The 18,345-nt window shown below is 60.3% G+C and carries 31 protein-coding genes; 29 read left to right on the plus strand and 2 right to left on the minus strand.

Annotated features, from left to right (window positions below):
• Window positions 1-49 precede the first annotated feature (49 nt).
• The 29 genes from tuf (at window position 50) to FHT79_RS21265 (ending at window position 16,622) form a co-directional block, all read left to right on the plus strand.
• Window positions 50-1,225 (plus strand): elongation factor Tu, encoded by a 1,176-nt coding sequence (tuf, locus tag FHT79_RS21125; protein WP_028757605.1) that lies wholly within the window; start codon window positions 50-52, stop codon window positions 1,223-1,225.
• A gap of 154 nt (window positions 1,226-1,379) precedes the next feature.
• Window positions 1,380-1,688, plus strand: coding sequence for a 30S ribosomal protein S10 (rpsJ, locus tag FHT79_RS21130; RefSeq protein ID WP_003547547.1), 309 nt, complete (start codon window positions 1,380-1,382; stop codon window positions 1,686-1,688).
• 39 nt (window positions 1,689-1,727) lie between these two features.
• Window positions 1,728-2,369 (plus strand): 50S ribosomal protein L3, encoded by a 642-nt coding sequence (gene rplC / locus FHT79_RS21135; protein WP_028757604.1) that lies wholly within the window; start codon window positions 1,728-1,730, stop codon window positions 2,367-2,369.
• Between the two features lie 13 nt (window positions 2,370-2,382).
• Entirely contained in the window at window positions 2,383-3,003 is a 621-nt protein-coding gene (rplD, locus tag FHT79_RS21140; protein ID WP_047619855.1) for a 50S ribosomal protein L4, read from the plus strand.
• Window positions 3,000-3,293: a 50S ribosomal protein L23 gene (locus tag FHT79_RS21145; RefSeq protein WP_003547550.1), complete on the plus strand. Its 294-nt coding sequence runs from the start codon at window positions 3,000-3,002 to the stop codon at window positions 3,291-3,293. The genes rplD and FHT79_RS21145 overlap by 4 nt, the downstream gene beginning before the upstream one ends.
• 11 nt (window positions 3,294-3,304) lie before the next feature.
• Complete coding sequence (gene rplB / locus FHT79_RS21150) at window positions 3,305-4,141, plus strand: 50S ribosomal protein L2 (RefSeq protein WP_047619856.1); 837 nt, start codon at window positions 3,305-3,307, stop codon at window positions 4,139-4,141.
• A gap of 15 nt (window positions 4,142-4,156) precedes the next feature.
• Window positions 4,157-4,435 (plus strand): 30S ribosomal protein S19, encoded by a 279-nt coding sequence (rpsS, locus tag FHT79_RS21155; RefSeq protein ID WP_003573797.1) that lies wholly within the window; start codon window positions 4,157-4,159, stop codon window positions 4,433-4,435.
• A gap of 2 nt (window positions 4,436-4,437) precedes the next feature.
• Complete coding sequence (gene rplV / locus FHT79_RS21160; RefSeq protein ID WP_007626081.1) at window positions 4,438-4,827, plus strand: 50S ribosomal protein L22; 390 nt, start codon at window positions 4,438-4,440, stop codon at window positions 4,825-4,827.
• Window positions 4,827-5,558, plus strand: coding sequence for a 30S ribosomal protein S3 (gene rpsC, locus FHT79_RS21165; RefSeq protein ID WP_003587196.1), 732 nt, complete (start codon window positions 4,827-4,829; stop codon window positions 5,556-5,558). Before rplV ends, rpsC begins: the two co-directional genes overlap by 1 nt.
• A 36-nt stretch (window positions 5,559-5,594) precedes the next feature.
• Window positions 5,595-6,008, plus strand: a complete 414-nt coding sequence (gene rplP, locus FHT79_RS21170; RefSeq protein ID WP_003573792.1) for a 50S ribosomal protein L16 — start codon at window positions 5,595-5,597, stop codon at window positions 6,006-6,008.
• Between the two features lie 12 nt (window positions 6,009-6,020).
• Complete coding sequence (gene rpmC / locus FHT79_RS21175) at window positions 6,021-6,221, plus strand: 50S ribosomal protein L29 (RefSeq protein WP_003547556.1); 201 nt, start codon at window positions 6,021-6,023, stop codon at window positions 6,219-6,221.
• A gap of 12 nt (window positions 6,222-6,233) precedes the next feature.
• On the plus strand, window positions 6,234-6,473 hold the full coding sequence (rpsQ, locus tag FHT79_RS21180) for a 30S ribosomal protein S17 (RefSeq protein ID WP_003547557.1): 240 nt from the start codon (window positions 6,234-6,236) through the stop codon (window positions 6,471-6,473).
• A gap of 259 nt (window positions 6,474-6,732) precedes the next feature.
• Window positions 6,733-7,101, plus strand: a complete 369-nt coding sequence (gene rplN / locus FHT79_RS21185; protein ID WP_003573790.1) for a 50S ribosomal protein L14 — start codon at window positions 6,733-6,735, stop codon at window positions 7,099-7,101.
• Window positions 7,102-7,112: 11 nt separating this feature from the next.
• Window positions 7,113-7,421 (plus strand): 50S ribosomal protein L24, encoded by a 309-nt coding sequence (gene rplX / locus FHT79_RS21190; protein ID WP_003587195.1) that lies wholly within the window; start codon window positions 7,113-7,115, stop codon window positions 7,419-7,421.
• Window positions 7,414-7,971 carry a 50S ribosomal protein L5 gene (rplE, locus tag FHT79_RS21195; RefSeq protein ID WP_003573788.1) on the plus strand — a complete coding sequence of 186 codons (558 nt, stop codon included), beginning with the start codon at window positions 7,414-7,416 and terminating at the stop codon, window positions 7,969-7,971. The genes rplX and rplE overlap by 8 nt, the downstream gene beginning before the upstream one ends.
• A 32-nt stretch (window positions 7,972-8,003) precedes the next feature.
• Window positions 8,004-8,309 carry a 30S ribosomal protein S14 gene (gene rpsN / locus FHT79_RS21200; protein WP_003573787.1) on the plus strand — a complete coding sequence of 102 codons (306 nt, stop codon included), beginning with the start codon at window positions 8,004-8,006 and terminating at the stop codon, window positions 8,307-8,309.
• 12 nt (window positions 8,310-8,321) lie between these two features.
• On the plus strand, window positions 8,322-8,720 hold the full coding sequence (gene rpsH, locus FHT79_RS21205; RefSeq protein ID WP_003547562.1) for a 30S ribosomal protein S8: 399 nt from the start codon (window positions 8,322-8,324) through the stop codon (window positions 8,718-8,720).
• A 42-nt stretch (window positions 8,721-8,762) separates the two neighbouring features.
• Entirely contained in the window at window positions 8,763-9,296 is a 534-nt protein-coding gene (gene rplF, locus FHT79_RS21210) for a 50S ribosomal protein L6 (RefSeq protein ID WP_029868125.1), read from the plus strand.
• Between the two features lie 12 nt (window positions 9,297-9,308).
• Complete coding sequence (rplR, locus tag FHT79_RS21215) at window positions 9,309-9,671, plus strand: 50S ribosomal protein L18 (RefSeq protein WP_029868126.1); 363 nt, start codon at window positions 9,309-9,311, stop codon at window positions 9,669-9,671.
• Window positions 9,672-9,803: 132 nt separating this feature from the next.
• A complete protein-coding gene (gene rpsE, locus FHT79_RS21220) occupies window positions 9,804-10,373 on the plus strand; it encodes a 30S ribosomal protein S5 (protein ID WP_003573784.1) in 570 nt (189 codons plus the stop codon).
• Between the two features lie 14 nt (window positions 10,374-10,387).
• On the plus strand, window positions 10,388-10,597 hold the full coding sequence (gene rpmD / locus FHT79_RS21225) for a 50S ribosomal protein L30 (RefSeq protein ID WP_003547566.1): 210 nt from the start codon (window positions 10,388-10,390) through the stop codon (window positions 10,595-10,597).
• 16 nt (window positions 10,598-10,613) lie between these two features.
• Window positions 10,614-11,090 carry a 50S ribosomal protein L15 gene (rplO, locus tag FHT79_RS21230; RefSeq protein WP_029868127.1) on the plus strand — a complete coding sequence of 159 codons (477 nt, stop codon included), beginning with the start codon at window positions 10,614-10,616 and terminating at the stop codon, window positions 11,088-11,090.
• 233 nt (window positions 11,091-11,323) lie between these two features.
• Entirely contained in the window at window positions 11,324-12,664 is a 1,341-nt protein-coding gene (gene secY / locus FHT79_RS21235; RefSeq protein WP_029868128.1) for a preprotein translocase subunit SecY, read from the plus strand.
• Window positions 12,661-13,311 (plus strand): adenylate kinase, encoded by a 651-nt coding sequence (locus tag FHT79_RS21240; RefSeq protein WP_029868130.1) that lies wholly within the window; start codon window positions 12,661-12,663, stop codon window positions 13,309-13,311. The genes secY and FHT79_RS21240 overlap by 4 nt, the downstream gene beginning before the upstream one ends.
• A gap of 221 nt (window positions 13,312-13,532) precedes the next feature.
• Window positions 13,533-13,901 (plus strand): 30S ribosomal protein S13, encoded by a 369-nt coding sequence (rpsM, locus tag FHT79_RS21245; protein WP_003573772.1) that lies wholly within the window; start codon window positions 13,533-13,535, stop codon window positions 13,899-13,901.
• A gap of 133 nt (window positions 13,902-14,034) precedes the next feature.
• Window positions 14,035-14,424, plus strand: coding sequence for a 30S ribosomal protein S11 (rpsK, locus tag FHT79_RS21250; protein WP_003547577.1), 390 nt, complete (start codon window positions 14,035-14,037; stop codon window positions 14,422-14,424).
• A gap of 97 nt (window positions 14,425-14,521) precedes the next feature.
• Window positions 14,522-15,532, plus strand: coding sequence for a DNA-directed RNA polymerase subunit alpha (locus tag FHT79_RS21255; RefSeq protein ID WP_003547579.1), 1,011 nt, complete (start codon window positions 14,522-14,524; stop codon window positions 15,530-15,532).
• 123 nt (window positions 15,533-15,655) lie between these two features.
• Window positions 15,656-16,078, plus strand: a complete 423-nt coding sequence (rplQ, locus tag FHT79_RS21260) for a 50S ribosomal protein L17 (RefSeq protein ID WP_003573769.1) — start codon at window positions 15,656-15,658, stop codon at window positions 16,076-16,078.
• A gap of 142 nt (window positions 16,079-16,220) precedes the next feature.
• Window positions 16,221-16,622 carry a DUF2809 domain-containing protein gene (locus FHT79_RS21265; protein ID WP_183904040.1) on the plus strand — a complete coding sequence of 134 codons (402 nt, stop codon included), beginning with the start codon at window positions 16,221-16,223 and terminating at the stop codon, window positions 16,620-16,622.
• Window positions 16,623-16,647: 25 nt separating this feature from the next.
• Here the strand turns inward: FHT79_RS21265 and msrQ are convergent, their stop codons facing one another.
• On the minus strand, window positions 16,648-17,304 hold the full coding sequence (gene msrQ, locus FHT79_RS21270; RefSeq protein ID WP_047619862.1) for a protein-methionine-sulfoxide reductase heme-binding subunit MsrQ: 657 nt from the start codon (window positions 17,302-17,304) through the stop codon (window positions 16,648-16,650).
• Window positions 17,304-18,251: a protein-methionine-sulfoxide reductase catalytic subunit MsrP gene (msrP, locus tag FHT79_RS21275; RefSeq protein WP_183904041.1), complete on the minus strand. Its 948-nt coding sequence runs from the start codon at window positions 18,249-18,251 to the stop codon at window positions 17,304-17,306. Before msrP ends, msrQ begins: the two co-directional genes overlap by 1 nt.
• Window positions 18,252-18,345 lie beyond the last annotated feature (94 nt).

Consider the following 18,345-nt stretch of genomic DNA (forward strand, 5'->3'; position numbering starts at 1 on the left):
ATAACAAGAATTAGATCCCCTCGGGGACTAGCAAAACGGAGAGCCGAAAATGGCAAAGAGTAAGTTTGAGCGCAACAAGCCGCACGTCAACATCGGCACGATCGGCCACGTTGACCACGGCAAGACGTCTCTGACGGCAGCGATCACGAAGTACTTCGGTGAGTTCAAGGCGTACGACCAGATCGACGCGGCTCCGGAAGAAAAGGCCCGTGGCATCACCATTTCGACGGCACACGTCGAATATGAGACGCCGGCCCGCCACTACGCGCACGTCGACTGCCCCGGCCACGCCGACTACGTCAAGAACATGATCACCGGTGCTGCCCAGATGGACGGCGCGATCCTGGTGTGCTCGGCCGCTGACGGCCCGATGCCGCAGACGCGCGAACACATCCTGCTGGCCCGCCAGGTTGGCGTTCCGGCGATCGTGGTGTTCCTGAACAAGGTCGACCAGGTTGACGACGCCGAGCTTCTCGAACTGGTCGAGCTCGAAGTTCGCGAACTGCTGTCGTCCTACGACTTCCCGGGCGACGATATCCCGGTCGTCAAGGGTTCGGCGCTTGCTGCTCTCGAAGATTCGGACAAGAAGATCGGCGAAGACGCGATCCGCGAGCTGATGGCTGCGGTTGACGCCTACATCCCGACGCCTGAGCGTCCGATCGACCAGCCGTTCCTGATGCCGATCGAAGACGTGTTCTCGATCTCGGGCCGCGGCACGGTTGTGACCGGCCGCGTCGAGCGTGGCATCGTCAAGGTTGGCGAAGAAGTCGAGATCGTCGGCATCCGCCCGACCTCGAAGACGACGGTGACCGGCGTTGAAATGTTCCGCAAGCTGCTCGATCAGGGCCAGGCCGGCGACAACATCGGCGCGCTGATCCGCGGTGTGAACCGTGACGGCGTCGAGCGTGGCCAGATTCTCTGCAAGCCGGGTTCTGTCAAGCCGCACAAGAAGTTCATGGCGGAAGCCTACATCCTGACGAAGGAAGAGGGTGGCCGTCATACGCCGTTCTTCACCAACTACCGTCCGCAGTTCTACTTCCGCACGACCGACGTGACGGGCATTGTGACGCTGCCGGAAGGCACGGAGATGGTTATGCCGGGCGACAACGTCACGGTTGCCGTCGAGCTGATCGTTCCGATCGCGATGGAAGAAAAGCTGCGCTTCGCCATCCGCGAAGGCGGCCGCACCGTCGGCGCCGGTATCGTCGCTTCGATCGTCGAGTAATTAGCGGCTGGGCCACCAGGCCCAAGGAAAGGATAGGGACGCCGATCTCGGTGTCCCTCTCGATCTTTGAAACCGGTGGCCCGCTAACGTAACTGAAGGTAAGTCGTGTCCCTCAATGGTGACACGCGGATAACAGACACAAGGATAAAGTCGAATGAACGGCCAGAATATCCGCATCCGCCTGAAGGCGTTCGATCACCGGATTCTCGATGCCTCCACGCGCGAGATCGTATCGACGGCGAAGCGCACCGGTGCCAGCGTCCGGGGCCCCGTTCCGCTTCCGACCCGCATCGAGAAGTTTACGGTCAACCGGTCCCCGCACATCGACAAGAAGAGCCGTGAACAGTTCGAGATGCGCACGCATAAGCGCCTTCTCGATATCGTTGACCCGACCCCGCAGACGGTAGACGCGCTGATGAAGCTCGATCTCGCCGCCGGTGTCGATGTTGAGATCAAGCTCTGAGACCTCGGGTCTTCGGGCTGAGTGAGAAGGATTGAACCGATGCGTTCAGGTGTGATTGCACAGAAGGTGGGAATGACCCGCGTCTATAACGACGCCGGCGAGCATGTCCCGGTAACGGTACTGCGCATGGAGGCCGTCCAGGTCGTTGCCACGCGCACTGTCGAAAAGAATGGCTATACCGCAGTTCAGCTCGGTGCCGGCCAGGCGAAGGTGAAGAACACGTCGAAGGCGATGCGCGGCAACTTTGCCGTTGCCAACGTCGAGCCGAAGGCCAAGGTCGCAGAATTCCGCGTGTCGGAAGATCAGCTGCTCGAAGTCGGCACTGAGATCAAGGCGGGTCACTTTGCAGCCGGTCAGCTCGTCGACGTGACGGGCACGACGATCGGTAAGGGTTTTGCCGGCGCCATGAAGCGCCACGGTTTCGGCGGTCTGCGCGCCACGCACGGTGTGTCGGTTTCGCACCGCTCGCACGGTTCGACCGGCTCGCGCCAGGATCCGGGCAAGGTTTTCAAGAACAAGAAGATGGCTGGTCACATGGGCCAGACGCGCGTCACGACGCAGAACCTGGAAGTGGTTTCGACCGACGAAGATCGTGGTCTGATCCTGATCAAGGGTGCTGTTCCTGGTTCCAAGGGTGCCTGGATCATCGTGCGCGACGCCGTCAAGTCGGCCGCGAAGTAAGGGAGCCAGATCAATGGAATTGAACGTCAAGACCCTCGAGGGAAAAGACGCCGGGAAGGTTTCCCTTTCGGACGCGATTTTCGGCCTCGAGCCCCGCGAAGACATTCTCGCCCGCGTTATCCGCTGGCAGCTTGCCAAGAAGCAGCAGGGCACGCACAAGGCTAAGGGCCGCGCAGAAGTTTCGCGCACCGGCGCCAAGATGTACAAGCAGAAGGGTACGGGCCGCGCCCGCCACCATTCGGCTCGCGCTCCGCAGTTCCGCGGCGGCGGCAAGGCTCACGGCCCGGTCGTGCGCAGCCACGAGCATGATCTTCCCAAGAAGGTTCGTGCACTCGGCCTTCGCCACGCCCTTTCGGCCAAGATCAAGGCCGATGACGTCATCGTCATCGACAACCTGGTTGCCGCTGAAGCCAAGACCAAGGCTCTCGCGTCCGTTTTCGAGACGCTCGGCCTGACCAACGCCCTCTTCATCGGTGGCGCAGAGCTTGATGGCAACTTCAAGCTGGCAGCTCAGAACATCCCGAACATCGATGTTCTGCCGATCCAGGGCATCAACGTTTACGACATCGTGCGCCGCGGCAAGCTCGTGCTTTCCAAGGCTGCGGTTGAAGCGCTAGAGGAGCGATTCAAGTGACCGATCTTCGCCACTACGATGTGATCGTCTCCCCGGCGATCACCGAAAAGTCCACGCTGGTATCCGAAAACAACCAGGTTGTTTTCAATGTCGCCAAGCAGGCGACGAAGCCGGAAATCAAGGCTGCTGTCGAGGCGCTGTTCGGCGTCAAGGTTACGGCCGTCAACACTCTGCTGCGCAAGGGCAAGACCAAGCGGTTCCGCGGTTTCGTCGGCAAGCAGAAGGACGTGAAGAAGGCTGTCGTGACCCTGGCTGAAGGCCAGACGATCGACGTCTCCACCGGTCTCTGAGGTATAAGAAAATGGCATTGAAAACATTCAATCCGATCACCCCGAGCCAGCGTCAGCTGGTCATCGTCGATCGCTCCTCGCTCTACAAGGGCAAGCCGGTCAAGGCGCTGACGGAAGGTCTGACCAAGAGCGGCGGCCGTAACAACCTCGGTCGCATCACCGCCCGTTTCATCGGCGGCGGTCACAAGCGTACCTATCGTCTGGTGGACTTCAAGCGTCGCAAGTTCGACGTCGAAGGCACTGTCGAGCGGATCGAATACGATCCGAACCGCACGGCGTTCATCGCGCTGGTGACCTATGCTGACGGCGAGAAGGCCTATATTATTGCTCCGCAGCGCCTCGCTGCCGGCGACAAGGTCATCGCGTCCGAGAAGGCTGTCGACGTCAAGCCCGGCAACACCATGCCGCTGCAGTTCATCCCGGTCGGCTCCATCATCCACAACGTGGAAATGAAGCCGGGCAAGGGTGGTCAGATCGCTCGCTCTGCCGGTTCCTACGCGCAGCTCGTCGGCCGCGACCAGGGCATGGCGATCCTTCGCCTGAACTCCGGTGAACAGCGTCTCGTCCATGGCTCCTGCCTTGCTTCGATCGGCGCCGTCTCCAACCCTGACCACGCCAACATCAACGACGGCAAGGCCGGTCGTACCGTTTGGCGCGGCAAGCGTCCGCATAACCGCGGCGTCGTCATGAACCCGGTCGACCATCCGCACGGCGGTGGTGAAGGCCGCACCTCCGGTGGTCGCCATCCGGTGACACCGTGGGGCAAGCCGACCAAGGGCAAGCGCACCCGGTCGAACAAGTCGACCGACAAGATGATCATGCGCTCGCGTCATCAGCGTAAGAAGTAAGAGAGGAAGTCTCCAATGGCTCGTTCAGTATGGAAAGGTCCGTTCGTTGACGGCTATCTTCTCAAGAAGGCTGAGAAGGTTCGTGAAGGCGGTCGTGCAGAAGTGATCAAGATCTGGAGCCGTCGCTCCACGATCCTGCCGCAGTTCGTCGGTCTTACCTTCGGCGTCTACAACGGCAGCAAGCATATTCCGGTCAGCGTCAATGAAGACATGGTCGGCCACAAATTCGGTGAATTCTCTCCGACCCGCACCTACTACGGTCACGGCGCGGACAAGAAGGCGAAGAGGAAGTAACAATGGGCAAGGCAAAAGCCGAACGCCGGCTGAAGGACAACGAGGCGCAAGCAGTCGCCCGCACGCTCCGCGTCAGCCCCCAGAAGCTCAACCTGGTTGCTGCGGCTATCCGCGGCAAGAAGGTCGAGCGCGCACTCGCTGAGCTGGAGTTCTCCCGCAAGCGCATCGCAGGCGCCGTCAAGAAGACGCTCGAATCTGCGATCGCCAATGCCGAGAACAACCACGATCTCGACGTCGACTCGCTTGTCGTCGCCGAGGCCTATGTCGGCAAGTCGATCGTCATGAAGCGTTTCCACGCTCGTGGCCGTGGTCGCGCGTCGCGCATCGAAAAGCCTTTCGCGCACCTGACGATCGTCGTTCGTGAAGTGCAGGCAGTAGAGGAGGCCGCATAATGGGTCAGAAAATCAATCCAATCGGTTTCCGGCTTGGCATCAACCGTACCTGGGATAGCCGCTGGTTCGCGGACAATGCCGAGTACGGCCAGCTGCTGCACGAAGACCTGAAGATGCGCAAGTTCGTCATGAGCGAACTGAAGCAGGCCGGGATCTCCAAGGTGGTCATCGAGCGTCCGCACAAGAAGTGCCGCGTCACGATCCACTCGGCACGTCCGGGCCTGATCATCGGCCGCAAGGGCGCAGACATCGACAAGCTCCGCAAGAAGCTGTCGGACATGACGAATTCGGAGACGCACCTCAACATCGTCGAAGTGCGCAAGCCCGAAGTCGATGCGACGCTGGTCGCTCAGTCGATCGCCCAGCAGCTCGAGCGCCGCGTGGCTTTCCGCCGCGCCATGAAGCGCGCCGTTCAGTCTGCGATGCGTCTTGGCGCCGAAGGCATCAAGATCACCTGCGCCGGCCGTCTCGGCGGTGCTGAAATCGCCCGTACGGAATGGTACCGCGAAGGTCGTGTGCCGCTGCACACGCTGCGCGCCGACATCGACTACGGCACGGCTGAAGCAGAAACCGCATTCGGCATCTGCGGCATCAAGGTCTGGATCTTCAAGGGCGAAATCCTTGAGCACGATCCGATGGCTTCCGAGCGCCGTGCGATGGAAGGTGACGCCCAGGGTCCGGCAAGCCGTGACCGTGACCGCGACAGAGACCGTCGCCGCGACAACGCTTGATAGCGCGCGTGGCAGAGAAGTTCGGAGAATAAGAAAATGTTGCAGCCAAAGCGTACCAAGTACCGCAAGCAGTTCAAGGGCCGCATCAAGGGCGTCGCCAAGGGCGGTTCTGACCTGGCATTCGGCGAATTCGGCCTGAAGGCTCAGGAACCCAACCGCGTCAACGCGCGCGAGATCGAAGCGGCCCGCCGCGCGATCACGCGTTATATGAAGCGCGCCGGCCGTGTATGGATCCGCGTGTTCCCGGACGTTCCGGTAACCGCAAAGCCGACCGAAGTCCGTATGGGTAAGGGTAAGGGCTCCGTTGAATACTGGGCATGCAAGGTCAAGCCCGGCCGTATGATGTTCGAGATCGACGGTGTCAGCGAAGAAATCGCCCGCGAGGCGCTTCGTCTCGGCTCTGCCAAGCTCTCGGTCAAGACGCGCTTCGTTCAGCGCATTGCAGAGTAAGGGATTGAGCTCATGAAAGCCTCAGATGTTCGCGGGTTCACCGCCGACCAACTCAAGGACGAGCTTGCCAAGCTGAAGAAGGAGCAGTTCAACCTGCGCTTCCAGAAGGCGACCGGCCAGCTCGAAAAGTCCTCGCGCATCAACGAAGTCCGCAAGGACATCGCCCGCGTGAAAACCATTGCCCGCCAGAAGGCGGCAGAAGTTAAGGCCTAAAGGAAGAAAAATATGCCGAAGCGCATCCTGCAGGGCGTCGTCGTTGGCGACAAGAACGAGAAGACGGTAGTGGTTCGTGTCGAGCGTCGTTTCGCTCACCCGCTGCTCCAGAAGACCGTTCGTCGTTCCAAGAAGTACAAGGCCCACGACGAGAACAACCAGTACAAGATCGGCGATACCGTATCCATCGAGGAATGCGCGCCGATTTCCAAGGACAAGCGTTGGACGGTGATTTCCGCCCAGGGCAAGTAACAGAATTTTGTGCGAGGCCTTGCGTCTCGCCGAAATATCTGTATGAAGCAGCGTCAGAACGCTCGAATGCCGGGCGTTCTTTTGCTTTGAGCGCACGGAAGGTCCCGTTCGGGAAACCACCCTGGCACGATCGATCCCGCGCTATTCAGCTATTGCCGCGTCTGTGTTGCCGTCATGGCAGCTCGGCCGGCGAAAATTTTCATAAGCCGGAGTAGGGGGCTAGCCCAACCATTCCGGTAAACCAAGAAGGCGACCTGATATGATTCAGATGCAAACAAACCTCGACGTCGCGGATAATTCCGGCGCACGTCGTGTCATGTGCATCAAGGTGCTGGGCGGCTCGAAGCGCAAGTATGCCTCGATCGGCGACGTCATCGTCGTTTCGATCAAGGAAGCGATCCCGCGCGGCCGTGTGAAGAAGGGTGACGTGATGAAGGCGGTTGTCGTTCGTACCGCCAAGGATATCCGTCGTCCGGATGGCTCCGTCATCCGCTTCGACACCAACGCAGCAGTCCTCATCGACAACAAGAAAGAGCCGATCGGCACCCGTATCTTCGGACCGGTTCCGCGCGAACTTCGCGCCAAGAACCACATGAAGATCATCTCGCTGGCTCCCGAAGTACTGTAAGGAGCGAAGCGATGCAGAAGATTCGTAAGGGCGACAAGGTCGTCATGCTCGCTGGCAAGGACAAGGGCCGCACCGGCGAAGTTGTCCAGGTCATGCCAAAGGAAGATCGTGCCGTCGTTCGTGGCGTCAACGTTGTCAAGCGCCACCAGCGCCAGACGCAGACCCAGGAAGCCGGCATCATCAACAAGGAAGCCTCGGTTCACCTGTCCAACGTTGCAATCGTCGACAAGGACGGTAAGCCGACCCGCGTCGGTTTCAAGGTTGTTGACGGCAAGAAGGTCCGTGTGGCCAAGCGTTCTGGAGAAGTGATCGATGGCTGAGGCAAAATACGAGCCACGGCTCAAGAAGGAATATGTCGAGCGCATCCGCAAGGCGATGCAGGAGCAGTTCTCCTACGCCAACGAGATGATGATTCCGAAGCTCGACAAGATCGTGATCAACATGGGTGTTGGCGAAGCGACCGCTGACTCGAAGAAGCCGACGGTTGCTGCCGCCGACCTCGCAGCGATCGCCGGCCAGAAGCCGGTCATCACCCGCGCACGCAACTCTATCGCAGGCTTCAAGGTCCGCGAACAGATGCCGATCGGCGCCAAGGTTACCCTTCGCGGCGCCCGCATGTACGAGTTCCTGGACCGTCTCGTGAACATCGCGCTCCCGCGCGTTCGCGACTTCCGCGGCCTGAACCCGAAGAGCTTTGACGGCCGTGGCAACTTCGCCATGGGCATCAAGGAGCACATTGTGTTCCCTGAGATCAACTACGACAAGGTTGATCAGATGTGGGGCATGGACATCATCGTTTGCACGACGGCGACGACCGACGACGAAGCACGGGCTCTTCTGAAAGAGTTCAGCTTCCCGTTCCGTCAATAACCGTAACGACGAGCGTAGAAAAGGAACCTGACATGGCGAAGACAAGCGCAGTTGAAAAGAACAAGCGCCGCCGTACTACGGTCGCCAACCAGGCCGCTAAGCGGGCTGCGTTGAAGGCGATCATCATGAACCAGGCTCTTCCGATCGAAGAGCGGTTCAAGGCCTCGATCAAGCTGGCATCCCTGCCGCGCGATGGATCGAAGACCCGTATTCGCAACCGTTGCGAAGTCTCGGGGCGTCCGCGCGCATATTACCGTAAACTGCGCATGTCGCGTATCGCGCTGCGTGAACTCGGCAATCTCGGCAAGGTGCCGGGCATCGTCAAGTCGAGCTGGTAAGGAGCAGGTTACATGACAATGACTGATCCGTTGGGCGATATGCTCACCCGCATCCGCAACGGCGCTTCCCGCCGCAAGTCGTCGGTCTCGACGCCTGCGTCCAAGCTCCGTGCGCGTGTTCTCGATGTCCTGCAGTCCGAAGGCTACATCCGTGGCTATTCCGTTGTCGATTTCGGCAATGGCAAGTCGGAACTCAGCATCGAGCTGAAATATTATGAAGGCGCATCGGTGATCCGTGAGATCGGCCGTGTGTCCAAGCCGGGCCGCCGGGTTTATGTCTCGGTCAAGTCCATTCCGCAGGTCGCGAACGGTCTCGGCATCACCATCCTTTCGACTCCGAAGGGTGTGATGGCCGATCACCAGGCTCGCGAACAGAACGTTGGCGGCGAGGTTCTTTGCTCGGTCTTCTAAGATCGGGCAGGGGTCTCCATAGCGAACAGACAGGATAGAAACATGTCTCGTATCGGTAAAAAGCCCGTTCAGGTACCTGCTGGGATCACGGCTACGGTCGATGGTCAGAAGGTGACTGCAAAGGGTCCGAAGGGCGAGCTGTTTTTCGTTGCTAACGACGAAATCAGCCTCAAGCTCGAAAATAACGCGGTCGTCGTAACGCCGCTCAGCCAGACCAAGGATGCACGTTCGAAGTGGGGCATGTCCCGCACGATGATCGAAGGCATCTTCAAGGGCGTCAAGGACGGTTTCGAGCGCAAGCTTGAAATCAACGGCGTTGGTTACCGCGCCTCCATGCAGGGCAAGAACCTGCAGCTGGCTCTCGGTTTCAGCCACGACGTGATCTATGAGCCGCCGGTCGGTATCTCGATCGCTGTTCCGAAGCCGACTGAAATCATCGTCAGCGGCATCAACAAGCAGCAGGTCGGCCAGGTTGCCGCCGAAATCCGCGAATATCGCGGTCCCGAGCCTTACAAGGGCAAGGGCGTCAAGTACGCCGACGAGCGGATCGTCCGCAAAGAAGGCAAGAAGAAGTAAGGATCACGCGAAATGGCTAGCAGGAAAGAAGCACTTGCACGTCGTGCCAACCGCGTGCGCCGTCAACTCAAGTCGGTGGCCAATGGCCGTCCGCGCCTGTCGGTTCATCGCTCCTCGAAGAACATCTACGCCCAGGTCATCGATGATGTGGCCGGCAAGACGCTCGCGTCTGCCTCCACCCTCGAAAAGGATCTGCGCGGTTCTCTGAAGACCGGTGCCGATACCGCCGCCGCTGCCGTCGTAGGCAAGCTCGTTGCCGAGCGCGCCTCCAAGGCCGGTGTTACGGAAGTCGTGTTTGACCGTGGCGCCTTCATCTATCACGGCCGCATCAAGGCTCTCGCCGAAGCGGCCCGCGAAGGCGGTCTCACCTTCTGATCAGTTTCCGGCCGGACGCTTACAGCGCCGGCCGGATTTTCGCCGGACCGCAGGCACTTCCCGAAAGGGGAGTGCTGATGCGGTCCACATGTGTTTGCCGATTGCACCCGGAAAAGAAAAAGGAAGAGGACAATGGCACAGGAAAGAAGGCCGCAGCGGGAAGACCGCCAGAGCCGTGAAGAGCGCGATAGCGAATTCGTCGACAAGCTGGTCGCGATTAACCGCGTCGCCAAGGTCGTCAAGGGCGGCCGTCGTTTTGGTTTCGCAGCACTCGTCGTCGTCGGCGACCAGAAGGGCCGCGTCGGCTTCGGCCATGGCAAGGCACGTGAAGTGCCGGAAGCCATCCGCAAGGCGACCGAAGCCGCCAAGCGCGAGCTGATTTTCGTACCGCTGCGTGACGGCCGTACGCTGCATCACGACGTCCATGGCCGCCATGGCGCCGGCAAGGTTCTGCTGCGCTCGGCCAAGGTCGGTACCGGCATCATCGCCGGCGGCCCGATGCGCGCCGTATTCGAAACGCTCGGCATGCACGACGTCGTCGCCAAGTCGACCGGTTCGTCGAACCCCTACAACATGGTTCGCGCCACCTTCGACGCTCTGAAGCACCAGGTTCACCCGAAGGACATCGCAGCTCAGCGCGGCATCAAGTATGCTACGCTGCAGGCTCGTCGTAGCGCCTCCGGCAACGCCTCTGAAGAATAAGAGGAGTTTGACAGATGGCCAAGGCTACCAAGAAAGCTGAAGCGAAGACTGTCACGATCGAACAGATCGGCAGCCCGATTCGCCGTCCGGATGTTCAGCAGCGCACGCTGATCGGTCTCGGACTGAACAAGATGCACCGTCGCCGCACGCTGGAGGATACTCCTTCGGTTCGTGGCATGATCCGTGCTGTCCAGCATCTCGTTCGCGTCGTCGACGAGAAGTGAGACGGAGGAAACGCTCATGAAACTGAATGAAATCAAGGACAACGAAGGCTCGACCCACAGCCGCAAGCGTCTCGGCCGCGGTATCGGCTCGGGCTCGGGCAAGACCGGTGGTCGCGGCGTGAAGGGTCAGAAGTCCCGCTCGGGCGTCGCCATCAACGGCTTCGAAGGCGGCCAGATGCCGATCTATCGTCGCCTGCCGAAGCGCGGCTTCAACAACATTTTCGCTTCCGATTTTGTTGTCGTGTCGCTCGGCCGTATCCAGGCGGCAATCGACGCCGGCAAGCTCGACGCCAAGGCGACCGTTGATGCAGCTGCCCTCAAGGCCGCTGGCGTCATCCGTCGCCCCAAGGACGGCGTTCGCGTTCTCGCCGATGGCGAGCTCAAGGCCAAGGTGACGATCGTCGTTGCAGGCGCCTCCAAGCCTGCCGTCGAGAAGATCGAAAAGGCCGGCGGCACCGTGACGCTGCTTTCGGCTCCGGCTGCAGCCGAATAATAATCTGATGATATATCGCCCGGGGTGCTTCACACCGGGCGATTTTGCTCCCATATGTGGGCCTCACAAAAACTTGGCTGGCGCGCCCGCGTCATGCCGGTAAGACTAAAACGAGGGTGAGGCATGGGGTTGCATTGCAATCCGTTCTGAACCCGGTTTTGAATAATTTTCATACTGATTCCGGGGCCGGCCTATCCCCCAGAGACGCCGGAATTGGTAGCGCGGAGAAACGCATGGCTTCTGCAGCGGAACAATTGGCATCCAACCTCAATTTTTCGACCTTTGCCAAAGCCGAGGATTTGAAGAAGCGCTTGTGGTTCACACTGGCAGCTCTCCTCGTCTACAGGCTCGGCACCCATATTCCGCTACCGGGCCTCAATCCCGAAGCCTATGCCCAGGCTTTCCGCGGCCAGGCAGGCGGCATTCTCGGCCTTTTCAACATGTTCTCGGGCGGCGCCGTTCAGCGCATGGCGATCTTCGCGCTCGGCATCATGCCCTATATCTCTGCTTCGATCATCGTGCAGCTCATGACCTCGGTCGTGCCGGCGCTCGAAAACCTCAAGAAGGAGGGCGAGCAGGGCCGTAAGATCATCAACCAGTATACCCGCTACGGCACCGTCATCCTCGGCGCGCTGCAGGCCTACGGCATTGCCGCCGGCCTTGAGAGCGGCCAGGGCCTCGTCGTCGATCCGGGCTGGTTCTTCCGTGTTTCGACCGTTCTGACGCTGCTCGGCGGCACGATGTTCCTGATGTGGCTCGGCGAGCAGATCACCTCGCGCGGCATCGGCAACGGCATCTCGCTGATCATCTTCGCCGGCATCGCCGCCGGTCTCCCGACAGCCCTTGCCGGCACGCTCGAGCTCGGCCGCACCGGCGCGCTGTCGACCTTCCTCATCCTGCTCGTCATCATTGTGGCGATCGGCGTCATCGGCGTGATCGTTTTCGTCGAGCGTGCGCAGCGCCGGCTGCTGATTCAGTATCCGAAGCGCCAGGTCGGCAACCGCATGTTCCAGGGCGATACTTCGCACCTGCCGCTGAAGCTCAACACCTCGGGCGTCATCCCGGCGATCTTTGCCTCCTCGCTGCTGCTGCTGCCGGCAACGCTTGCGGGCTTTGCCAACACCACGGCTATGCCCTCCTGGGCGACGTCGATCGTCGCGGCGCTGGGCCACGGCCAGCCGCTCTACATGGTGCTCTACGCGGCGCTGATCGCCTTCTTCGCCTTCTTCTACACGGCCATCGTCTTCAATCCGAAGGACACGGCCGACAATCTGAAGAAGCATGGCGGCTTCATTCCCGGCATCCGTCCGGGCGAGCGCACTGCCGAATATATCGACTACGTGCTGACCCGCATCACGGTGATCGGCGCAATCTATCTCGTCTTCGTCTGCATCCTTCCGGAGATCTTGGTGTCGCAAACCGGCATCCCATTATCCCTTGGTGGGACTTCGCTTTTGATCGTGGTTAGCGTAACTCTTGATACGGTTGCACAGATCCAGGGTCACCTGATCGCGCAGCAATACGAAGGCCTGATCAAGAAATCGAAGTTGCGTGGAGGAAAGAGGGGGCGATGAGACTTATCCTTTTGGGGCCGCCGGGCGCGGGTAAGGGAACCCAGGCCCAGCGGATCGTGGAAAAGCACGGCATTCCGCAGCTTTCCACGGGGGACATGCTGCGTGCAGCGGTCAACGCCGGTACGGATGTCGGCAAGCGCGCCAAGGCGGTCATGGACGCCGGCAAACTCGTCTCGGATGAGATCGTCATCGCCATCGTTTCCGAGCGAATCGATCAACCCGATTGCGCCAACGGCTTCATTCTTGACGGTTTCCCGCGGACGCTCGTCCAGGCGGATGCCACCGAGGCGATGCTGAGGGCAAAGGGTCTCGGCCTGTCCGTCGTCATCGAATTCCGTGTTGATGATGCCGAACTGATCCGCCGTGTCGCCGGTCGTTATTCCTGCGCACAGTGCGGCAGCGTCTATCACGATAGCGATAAGGTTCCGGCTGCCGAAGGCGTGTGCGACAAGTGCGGTTCGACGCACTTCAAGCGCCGTCCCGATGACAATCCGGAGACCATGACGGCTCGGCTGCAGGTCTACTACAAGGAAACCTCGCCGCTGATCGGTTATTACCATGCCAAGGGCAAACTCAAGTCCGTGGACGGCATGGCAGACATCGATCAGGTGACTGCCGAGGTCGAAAGCATTCTTTCCAAGCTTTAAGGCTTTGAAAATAAACTTGGCGGAACGGTTGCTTTTCAGCAGTGATTCCGCTAAACACCGCGCCAACTCGCGACATTCCATGCGATCGGCGCGGATTTCCCAGGGAAGTCCGGGTGCGGTCGTTTTGACATGTTACGGACGTAAATCTGAACGGGCGGTTCTAAAGACCGCATAACGAAGCCCACTTGCCGGATGGCAACTGGAATGCAAGGAGAACAGGCGTGGCACGTATCGCTGGCGTCAACATCCCGACTGCGAAGCGCGTTGTTATTGCGCTGACCTACATTCACGGGATCGGTCCGAAATTCGCACAGGAAATCGTCGAGAAGGTCGGTATCCCGGCTGAACGTCGTGTGCATCAGCTGACGGACGCAGAAGTCCTTCAGATCCGCGAAGCCATTGACCGCGACTATCAGGTCGAAGGCGATCTTCGTCGCGATACCGCGATGAACATCAAGCGCCTGATGGACCTCGGCTGCTACCGCGGCCTGCGTCATCGCCGCGGCCTTCCGGTCCGCGGTCAGCGCACGCACACCAATGCCCGCACCCGCAAGGGCCCGGCAAAGGCAATCGCTGGTAAGAAGAAGTAATTTCCGGGAAACCGGGGTAGGGAGGCTGGCGGTCTGCGCCGGCCTCTTTTGAGTTTGGAGCGGGACCATATAGGCGCCGTTCCGGTGTAGCCGCTGGCATTACGGCGGTGAAGAGATCAACGAAAGGAATACCATGGCTAAGGAAGCCGTCCGCGTTCGCCGTCGCGAGCGCAAGAATATCTCGTCGGGTGTCGCTCACGTCAACTCGACCTTCAACAACACGATGATCACCATCACCGACGCGCAGGGCAATGCGATCGCATGGTCGTCGGCTGGCGCCAAGGGCTTCAAGGGCTCGCGCAAGTCGACCCCGTTCGCCGCCCAGATCGCTGCCGAAGACTGCGCCAAGAAGGCCCAGGAACACGGCATGAAGTCGCTGGAAGTCGAAGTCTGCGGTCCGGGTTCGGGTCGTGAATCGGCTCTGCGCGCGCTCCAGGCTGCAGGTTTCATGATCACGTCCATCCGCGACGTGACCCCGATCCCGCACAATGGCTGCCGTCCGCGCAAGAAGCGCCGCGTCTGATCATCGCTCTCGTCACCGGTGAGCGCCTGCGCGCTCCCGGTGGTTTTCAAGCTCGGTTGCCACGATTGGATGGTGGCAACGAACGGAAGGCAAACTCATGATTCAGAAGAACTGGCAGGAACTGATCAAGCCGAACAAGGTGGAGTTCTCCTCGAGCTCGCGCACCAGGGCGACGCTCGTTGCCGAACCGCTGGAGCGCGGCTTCGGCCTCACCCTCGGCAACGCGCTGCGTCGCGTTCTGCTCTCCTCGCTGCGCGGTGCTGCCGTCACGGCGGTGCAGATCGACGGCGTGCTGCATGAATTCTCCTCGATTCCGGGCGTCCGCGAAGACGTGACGGACATCGTGCTCAACATCAAGGAAATCGCCATCAAGATGGATGGCGACGACGCAAAGCGCATGGTCGTGCGCAAGCAGGGCCCGGGCGTTGTCACGGCTGGCGACATTCAGACGGTCGGCGATATCGAAATCCTCAACCCCGAGCATGTCATCTGCACGCTCGACGAGGGCGCCGAAATCCGCATGGAGTTCACCGTCAACAACGGCAAGGGCTACGTTCCGGCCGAGCGCAATCGTGCGGAAGATGCTCCGATCGGTCTCATCCCGGTCGACAGCCTCTACTCGCCGGTCAAGAAGGTGTCCTACAAGGTTGAAAATACCCGCGAAGGACAGGTTCTCGACTACGACAAGCTGAACATGACCATCGAAACCGATGGCTCGATCACCGGCGAAGACGCCGTCGCTTTTGCGGCGCGCATTCTCCAGGATCAGCTTGGCGTCTTCGTCAACTTCGACGAGCCGCAGAAGGAAACCGAAGAGGAAGCAGTCACCGAACTCGCTTTCAACCCGGCTCTCCTCAAGAAGGTAGACGAACTCGAACTGTCGGTCCGTTCGGCAAACTGCCTGAAGAACGACAACATCGTCTACATCGGCGACCTCATTCAGAAGACCGAAGCAGAAATGCTCCGCACGCCGAATTTTGGTCGCAAGTCGCTGAACGAAATCAAGGAAGTTCTCGCTTCCATGGGCCTGCACCTCGGCATGGAAGTGCCGGCATGGCCGCCCGAGAACATCGAAGATCTCGCCAAGCGTTACGAAGACCAATACTGAGAAAACAAAAGGCAGGCTCTTTCGGCTGCCTTTCCCCGTCAAACAGCAGGCCGATCGCCTGCATGTGCCAGGAAACGGCAGGCCCATTTAGCGTAAGGGCACCTGCATTAAAGGAGAATAGCAATGCGCCATGGTAAAGCCGGCCGCAAGCTGAATAGAACTGCAAGCCACCGCAAGGCGATGTTCGCCAACATGGCGGCTTCGCTGATTACCCACGAGCAGATCGTCACGACCCTGCCGAAGGCCAAGGAAATCCGTCCGATCGTCGAGAAGCTCGTCACGCTCGGCAAGCGCGGCGACCTGCATGCTCGCCGCCAGGCGATCTCGCAGATCCGCGATGCTGCCGTCGTTTCGAAGCTGTTCGACACGATCGCAACGCGTTACGCCACCCGCAACGGCGGCTACCTGCGCATCATGAAGGCCGGCTTCCGCCAGGGCGACAATGCCGCCATGGCCGTTGTCGAATTCGTTGATCGCGACACCTTCGCCAAGGGCGCAGCCGACAAGGCCCGTGTCGCTGCCGAAGAACAGGCCGTCGCCGCTTAATCTTCCGCTTCGGCGGAAACAAGACAGCCGGGCTGCAAAGCCCGGCTGTTTTTGTTTGTGCGCCGGCGGACAGCCTTCGCTTGATAATTCGATATCTGCACCTCGGCCGTCCAACCGGCGGAAATTGAGATAGGACAGGTCATTGCGCGCAATTATTCAAACTCGCTCTCGAGCGCAGTTCCTGCGTCTCGCAGCCCTGCTTCTTGTCATCGTCCTCGGGCTGGCGCTCCGGCGCTTTGGCTATGCGGCCGATCTGCCCTTCGTCGTCGTCAAATATGGCGGATCGGCGCTCTGGGGCGCGATGGTCTATCTGCTGGTGTCACTCATAGCCGCAAGGTCACGGCGGGCGGTCATTGCCGTCACAGCGCTGCTCATCGCGATCTCCGTGGAACTGTTCCGCCTCTATCATGCGCCCTGGCTCGACGCCTTTCGGCTGACCACGGCGGGCGCCCTGTTGCTTGGCCGGATATTTTCGTTTTGGAATATGCTGGCTTATGCCATCGGCATCGCCGCAGCCTGCGCCTTCGATCCCACCCGTCGGTGAAGCGTCCTCGGCGGTCGTTTGCGCCTCACGAAGCCGACGCCACTGCGCGATTGCGCGCCCGTCCCTGGCCCTTCTTCCTGTTGCGTGCGATCGGCCGGTAGGAGCGGTAGAGGATGAGCGCGATGATCAGCCCGACATAGATATATTGCTCGAGGTCGAGGATCTTGGTCGAGAGCGCGAAATGCAGCGCTCCGCTGGCGGCAATGATGTAGATCAGGCGATGCAGCCAGATCCAGTTCTTGCCGAGGCGACGGATCGAGAAATTATTGGATGTCAGCGCCAGCGGAATGAGCATGGCAAGGGCCGCCATGCCGAACATGATGAAGGGGCGCTTCAGCACGTCGTTGATGACGGCAGAGATATCCATCGCCTGGTCGAGCACCATGTAGACGGTGAAATGCATCAGCGCGTAGTAGAAGGTCAGCAGGCCCAGCGCGCGGCGATAGCGCAGATAATTCCAGCCGAAGAGCTCGCGGGCCGGGGACACGGCAAGTGTTGCGATCAGGAAGCGGATCGTCCAGATGCCGAGGAAGAGCTCGAAGGTCTTGACCGGATCGGCGCCGAGCTGATCGGTCGCGCCGAGATAGAAAGTCCAGGCCGCAGGCACCAGCCCGACGACGTAAAGCAGCCAGACGGAGGCGGGTTGCCAGCGCTTGGGGATGGCGAGCGACAGTTCCGCCATCAGAAATTCGCCTTCAGATCCATGCCGGCATAAAGACCCGCCACCTCGTCGGCATAGCCGTTGAAGGGCAGGGTGGGATGGCGGCTCGCACCGAAGAAGCCGCTTTCGCCGATGCGTCGCTCGCTCGCCTGGCTCCAGCGCGGATGATCGACATCAGGGTTGACGTTGGCGTAGAAGCCGTATTCCTGCGGATTGGTCACCTGCCAGGTATTCTTCGGCTGCTGGTCGGTGAGCGTGATCTTGACGACCGACTTGATGCCCTTGAAACCGTATTTCCACGGCACGACGAGGCGGATCGGCGCGCCGTTCTGGTTCGGCAGCGTTTCGCCATAGAGCCCGACGGCAAGCAGCGCCAGCGGATGGCGCGCTTCGTCGAGGCGCAGACCTTCGACATAGGGCCAGTCGAGCGACTGGAAGAAGCCCTTCTGCCCCGGCATTTCCTCCGGCCGCACGACGGTTTCGAAGGCGACGTATTTGGCGCTGCCGAGCGGTTCCACCTTGTCGAGCAGCGATGCCAGCGGAAAACCGTCCCAAGGGATGACCATTGACCAGGCCTCGACGCAGCGCATCCGGTAGGTTCGTTCCTCGATCGGGAATTCCTTCATCAGCGCCTCGATGTCGAAGGTGCCGGGCTTGTTGACCATGCCGTCGACCTTGACCGTCCAGGGCAGCGGCTTGAAATCGCCGGAAAGAGCTGCGGGATCGCCCTTGTCGAGGCCGAACTCATAGAAGTTGTTGTAGGTCGTGACATCCTTGATCGGCGTCGGCTTCTCGTCGACCTTGTACTTGCTCCGGACGGCGGAAAGCGCCGCAGCACTCGCCTTGCCGGCGCTGTAGAGCGCCACGGCGCCAAGCGCTGCCGCGCCGAGGAATTCACGACGCCGCACATAGATCTGGCGCGGCGTTATCTCCGATGACGCGATCTTCGGCGGGCGATAGCTTGGCATGACGAAACCTCCTGGGCGGATCTGTGAAATATAGTCTTAAACGAACCACCCGCACACTCGGATGAGTGTCTAAGCCTTGAATATTACCGACGGG

It is taken from the genome of Rhizobium sp. BK212 (assembly GCF_014197475.1).
Lineage (GTDB): Bacteria > Pseudomonadota > Alphaproteobacteria > Rhizobiales > Rhizobiaceae > Rhizobium > Rhizobium anhuiense.

Bases quoted from the DNA above. Each gene is read 5' to 3' on its own strand.
- tuf (WP_028757605.1), top strand. From the start codon at position 50: ATGGCAAAGAGTAAGTTTGAGCGCAACAAGCCGCACGTCAACATCGGC.
- rpsJ (WP_003547547.1), top strand. From the start codon at position 1,380: ATGAACGGCCAGAATATCCGCATCCGCCTGAAGGCGTTCGATCACCGG.
- rplC (WP_028757604.1), top strand. From the start codon at position 1,728: ATGCGTTCAGGTGTGATTGCACAGAAGGTGGGAATGACCCGCGTCTAT.
- rplD (WP_047619855.1), top strand. From the start codon at position 2,383: ATGGAATTGAACGTCAAGACCCTCGAGGGAAAAGACGCCGGGAAGGTT.
- rplB (WP_047619856.1), top strand. From the start codon at position 3,305: ATGGCATTGAAAACATTCAATCCGATCACCCCGAGCCAGCGTCAGCTG.
- rpsS (WP_003573797.1), top strand. From the start codon at position 4,157: ATGGCTCGTTCAGTATGGAAAGGTCCGTTCGTTGACGGCTATCTTCTC.
- rplV (WP_007626081.1), top strand. From the start codon at position 4,438: ATGGGCAAGGCAAAAGCCGAACGCCGGCTGAAGGACAACGAGGCGCAA.
- rpsC (WP_003587196.1), top strand. From the start codon at position 4,827: ATGGGTCAGAAAATCAATCCAATCGGTTTCCGGCTTGGCATCAACCGT.
- rplP (WP_003573792.1), top strand. From the start codon at position 5,595: ATGTTGCAGCCAAAGCGTACCAAGTACCGCAAGCAGTTCAAGGGCCGC.
- rpmC (WP_003547556.1), top strand. From the start codon at position 6,021: ATGAAAGCCTCAGATGTTCGCGGGTTCACCGCCGACCAACTCAAGGAC.
- rpsQ (WP_003547557.1), top strand. From the start codon at position 6,234: ATGCCGAAGCGCATCCTGCAGGGCGTCGTCGTTGGCGACAAGAACGAG.
- rplN (WP_003573790.1), top strand. From the start codon at position 6,733: ATGATTCAGATGCAAACAAACCTCGACGTCGCGGATAATTCCGGCGCA.
- rplX (WP_003587195.1), top strand. From the start codon at position 7,113: ATGCAGAAGATTCGTAAGGGCGACAAGGTCGTCATGCTCGCTGGCAAG.
- rplE (WP_003573788.1), top strand. From the start codon at position 7,414: ATGGCTGAGGCAAAATACGAGCCACGGCTCAAGAAGGAATATGTCGAG.
- rpsN (WP_003573787.1), top strand. From the start codon at position 8,004: ATGGCGAAGACAAGCGCAGTTGAAAAGAACAAGCGCCGCCGTACTACG.
- rpsH (WP_003547562.1), top strand. From the start codon at position 8,322: ATGACAATGACTGATCCGTTGGGCGATATGCTCACCCGCATCCGCAAC.
- rplF (WP_029868125.1), top strand. From the start codon at position 8,763: ATGTCTCGTATCGGTAAAAAGCCCGTTCAGGTACCTGCTGGGATCACG.
- rplR (WP_029868126.1), top strand. From the start codon at position 9,309: ATGGCTAGCAGGAAAGAAGCACTTGCACGTCGTGCCAACCGCGTGCGC.
- rpsE (WP_003573784.1), top strand. From the start codon at position 9,804: ATGGCACAGGAAAGAAGGCCGCAGCGGGAAGACCGCCAGAGCCGTGAA.
- rpmD (WP_003547566.1), top strand. From the start codon at position 10,388: ATGGCCAAGGCTACCAAGAAAGCTGAAGCGAAGACTGTCACGATCGAA.
- rplO (WP_029868127.1), top strand. From the start codon at position 10,614: ATGAAACTGAATGAAATCAAGGACAACGAAGGCTCGACCCACAGCCGC.
- secY (WP_029868128.1), top strand. From the start codon at position 11,324: ATGGCTTCTGCAGCGGAACAATTGGCATCCAACCTCAATTTTTCGACC.
- FHT79_RS21240 (WP_029868130.1), top strand. From the start codon at position 12,661: ATGAGACTTATCCTTTTGGGGCCGCCGGGCGCGGGTAAGGGAACCCAG.
- rpsK (WP_003547577.1), top strand. From the start codon at position 14,035: ATGGCTAAGGAAGCCGTCCGCGTTCGCCGTCGCGAGCGCAAGAATATC.
- FHT79_RS21255 (WP_003547579.1), top strand. From the start codon at position 14,522: ATGATTCAGAAGAACTGGCAGGAACTGATCAAGCCGAACAAGGTGGAG.
- rplQ (WP_003573769.1), top strand. From the start codon at position 15,656: ATGCGCCATGGTAAAGCCGGCCGCAAGCTGAATAGAACTGCAAGCCAC.
- msrQ (WP_047619862.1), bottom strand. From the start codon at position 17,304: ATGGCGGAACTGTCGCTCGCCATCCCCAAGCGCTGGCAACCCGCCTCC.
- msrP (WP_183904041.1), bottom strand. From the start codon at position 18,251: ATGCCAAGCTATCGCCCGCCGAAGATCGCGTCATCGGAGATAACGCCG.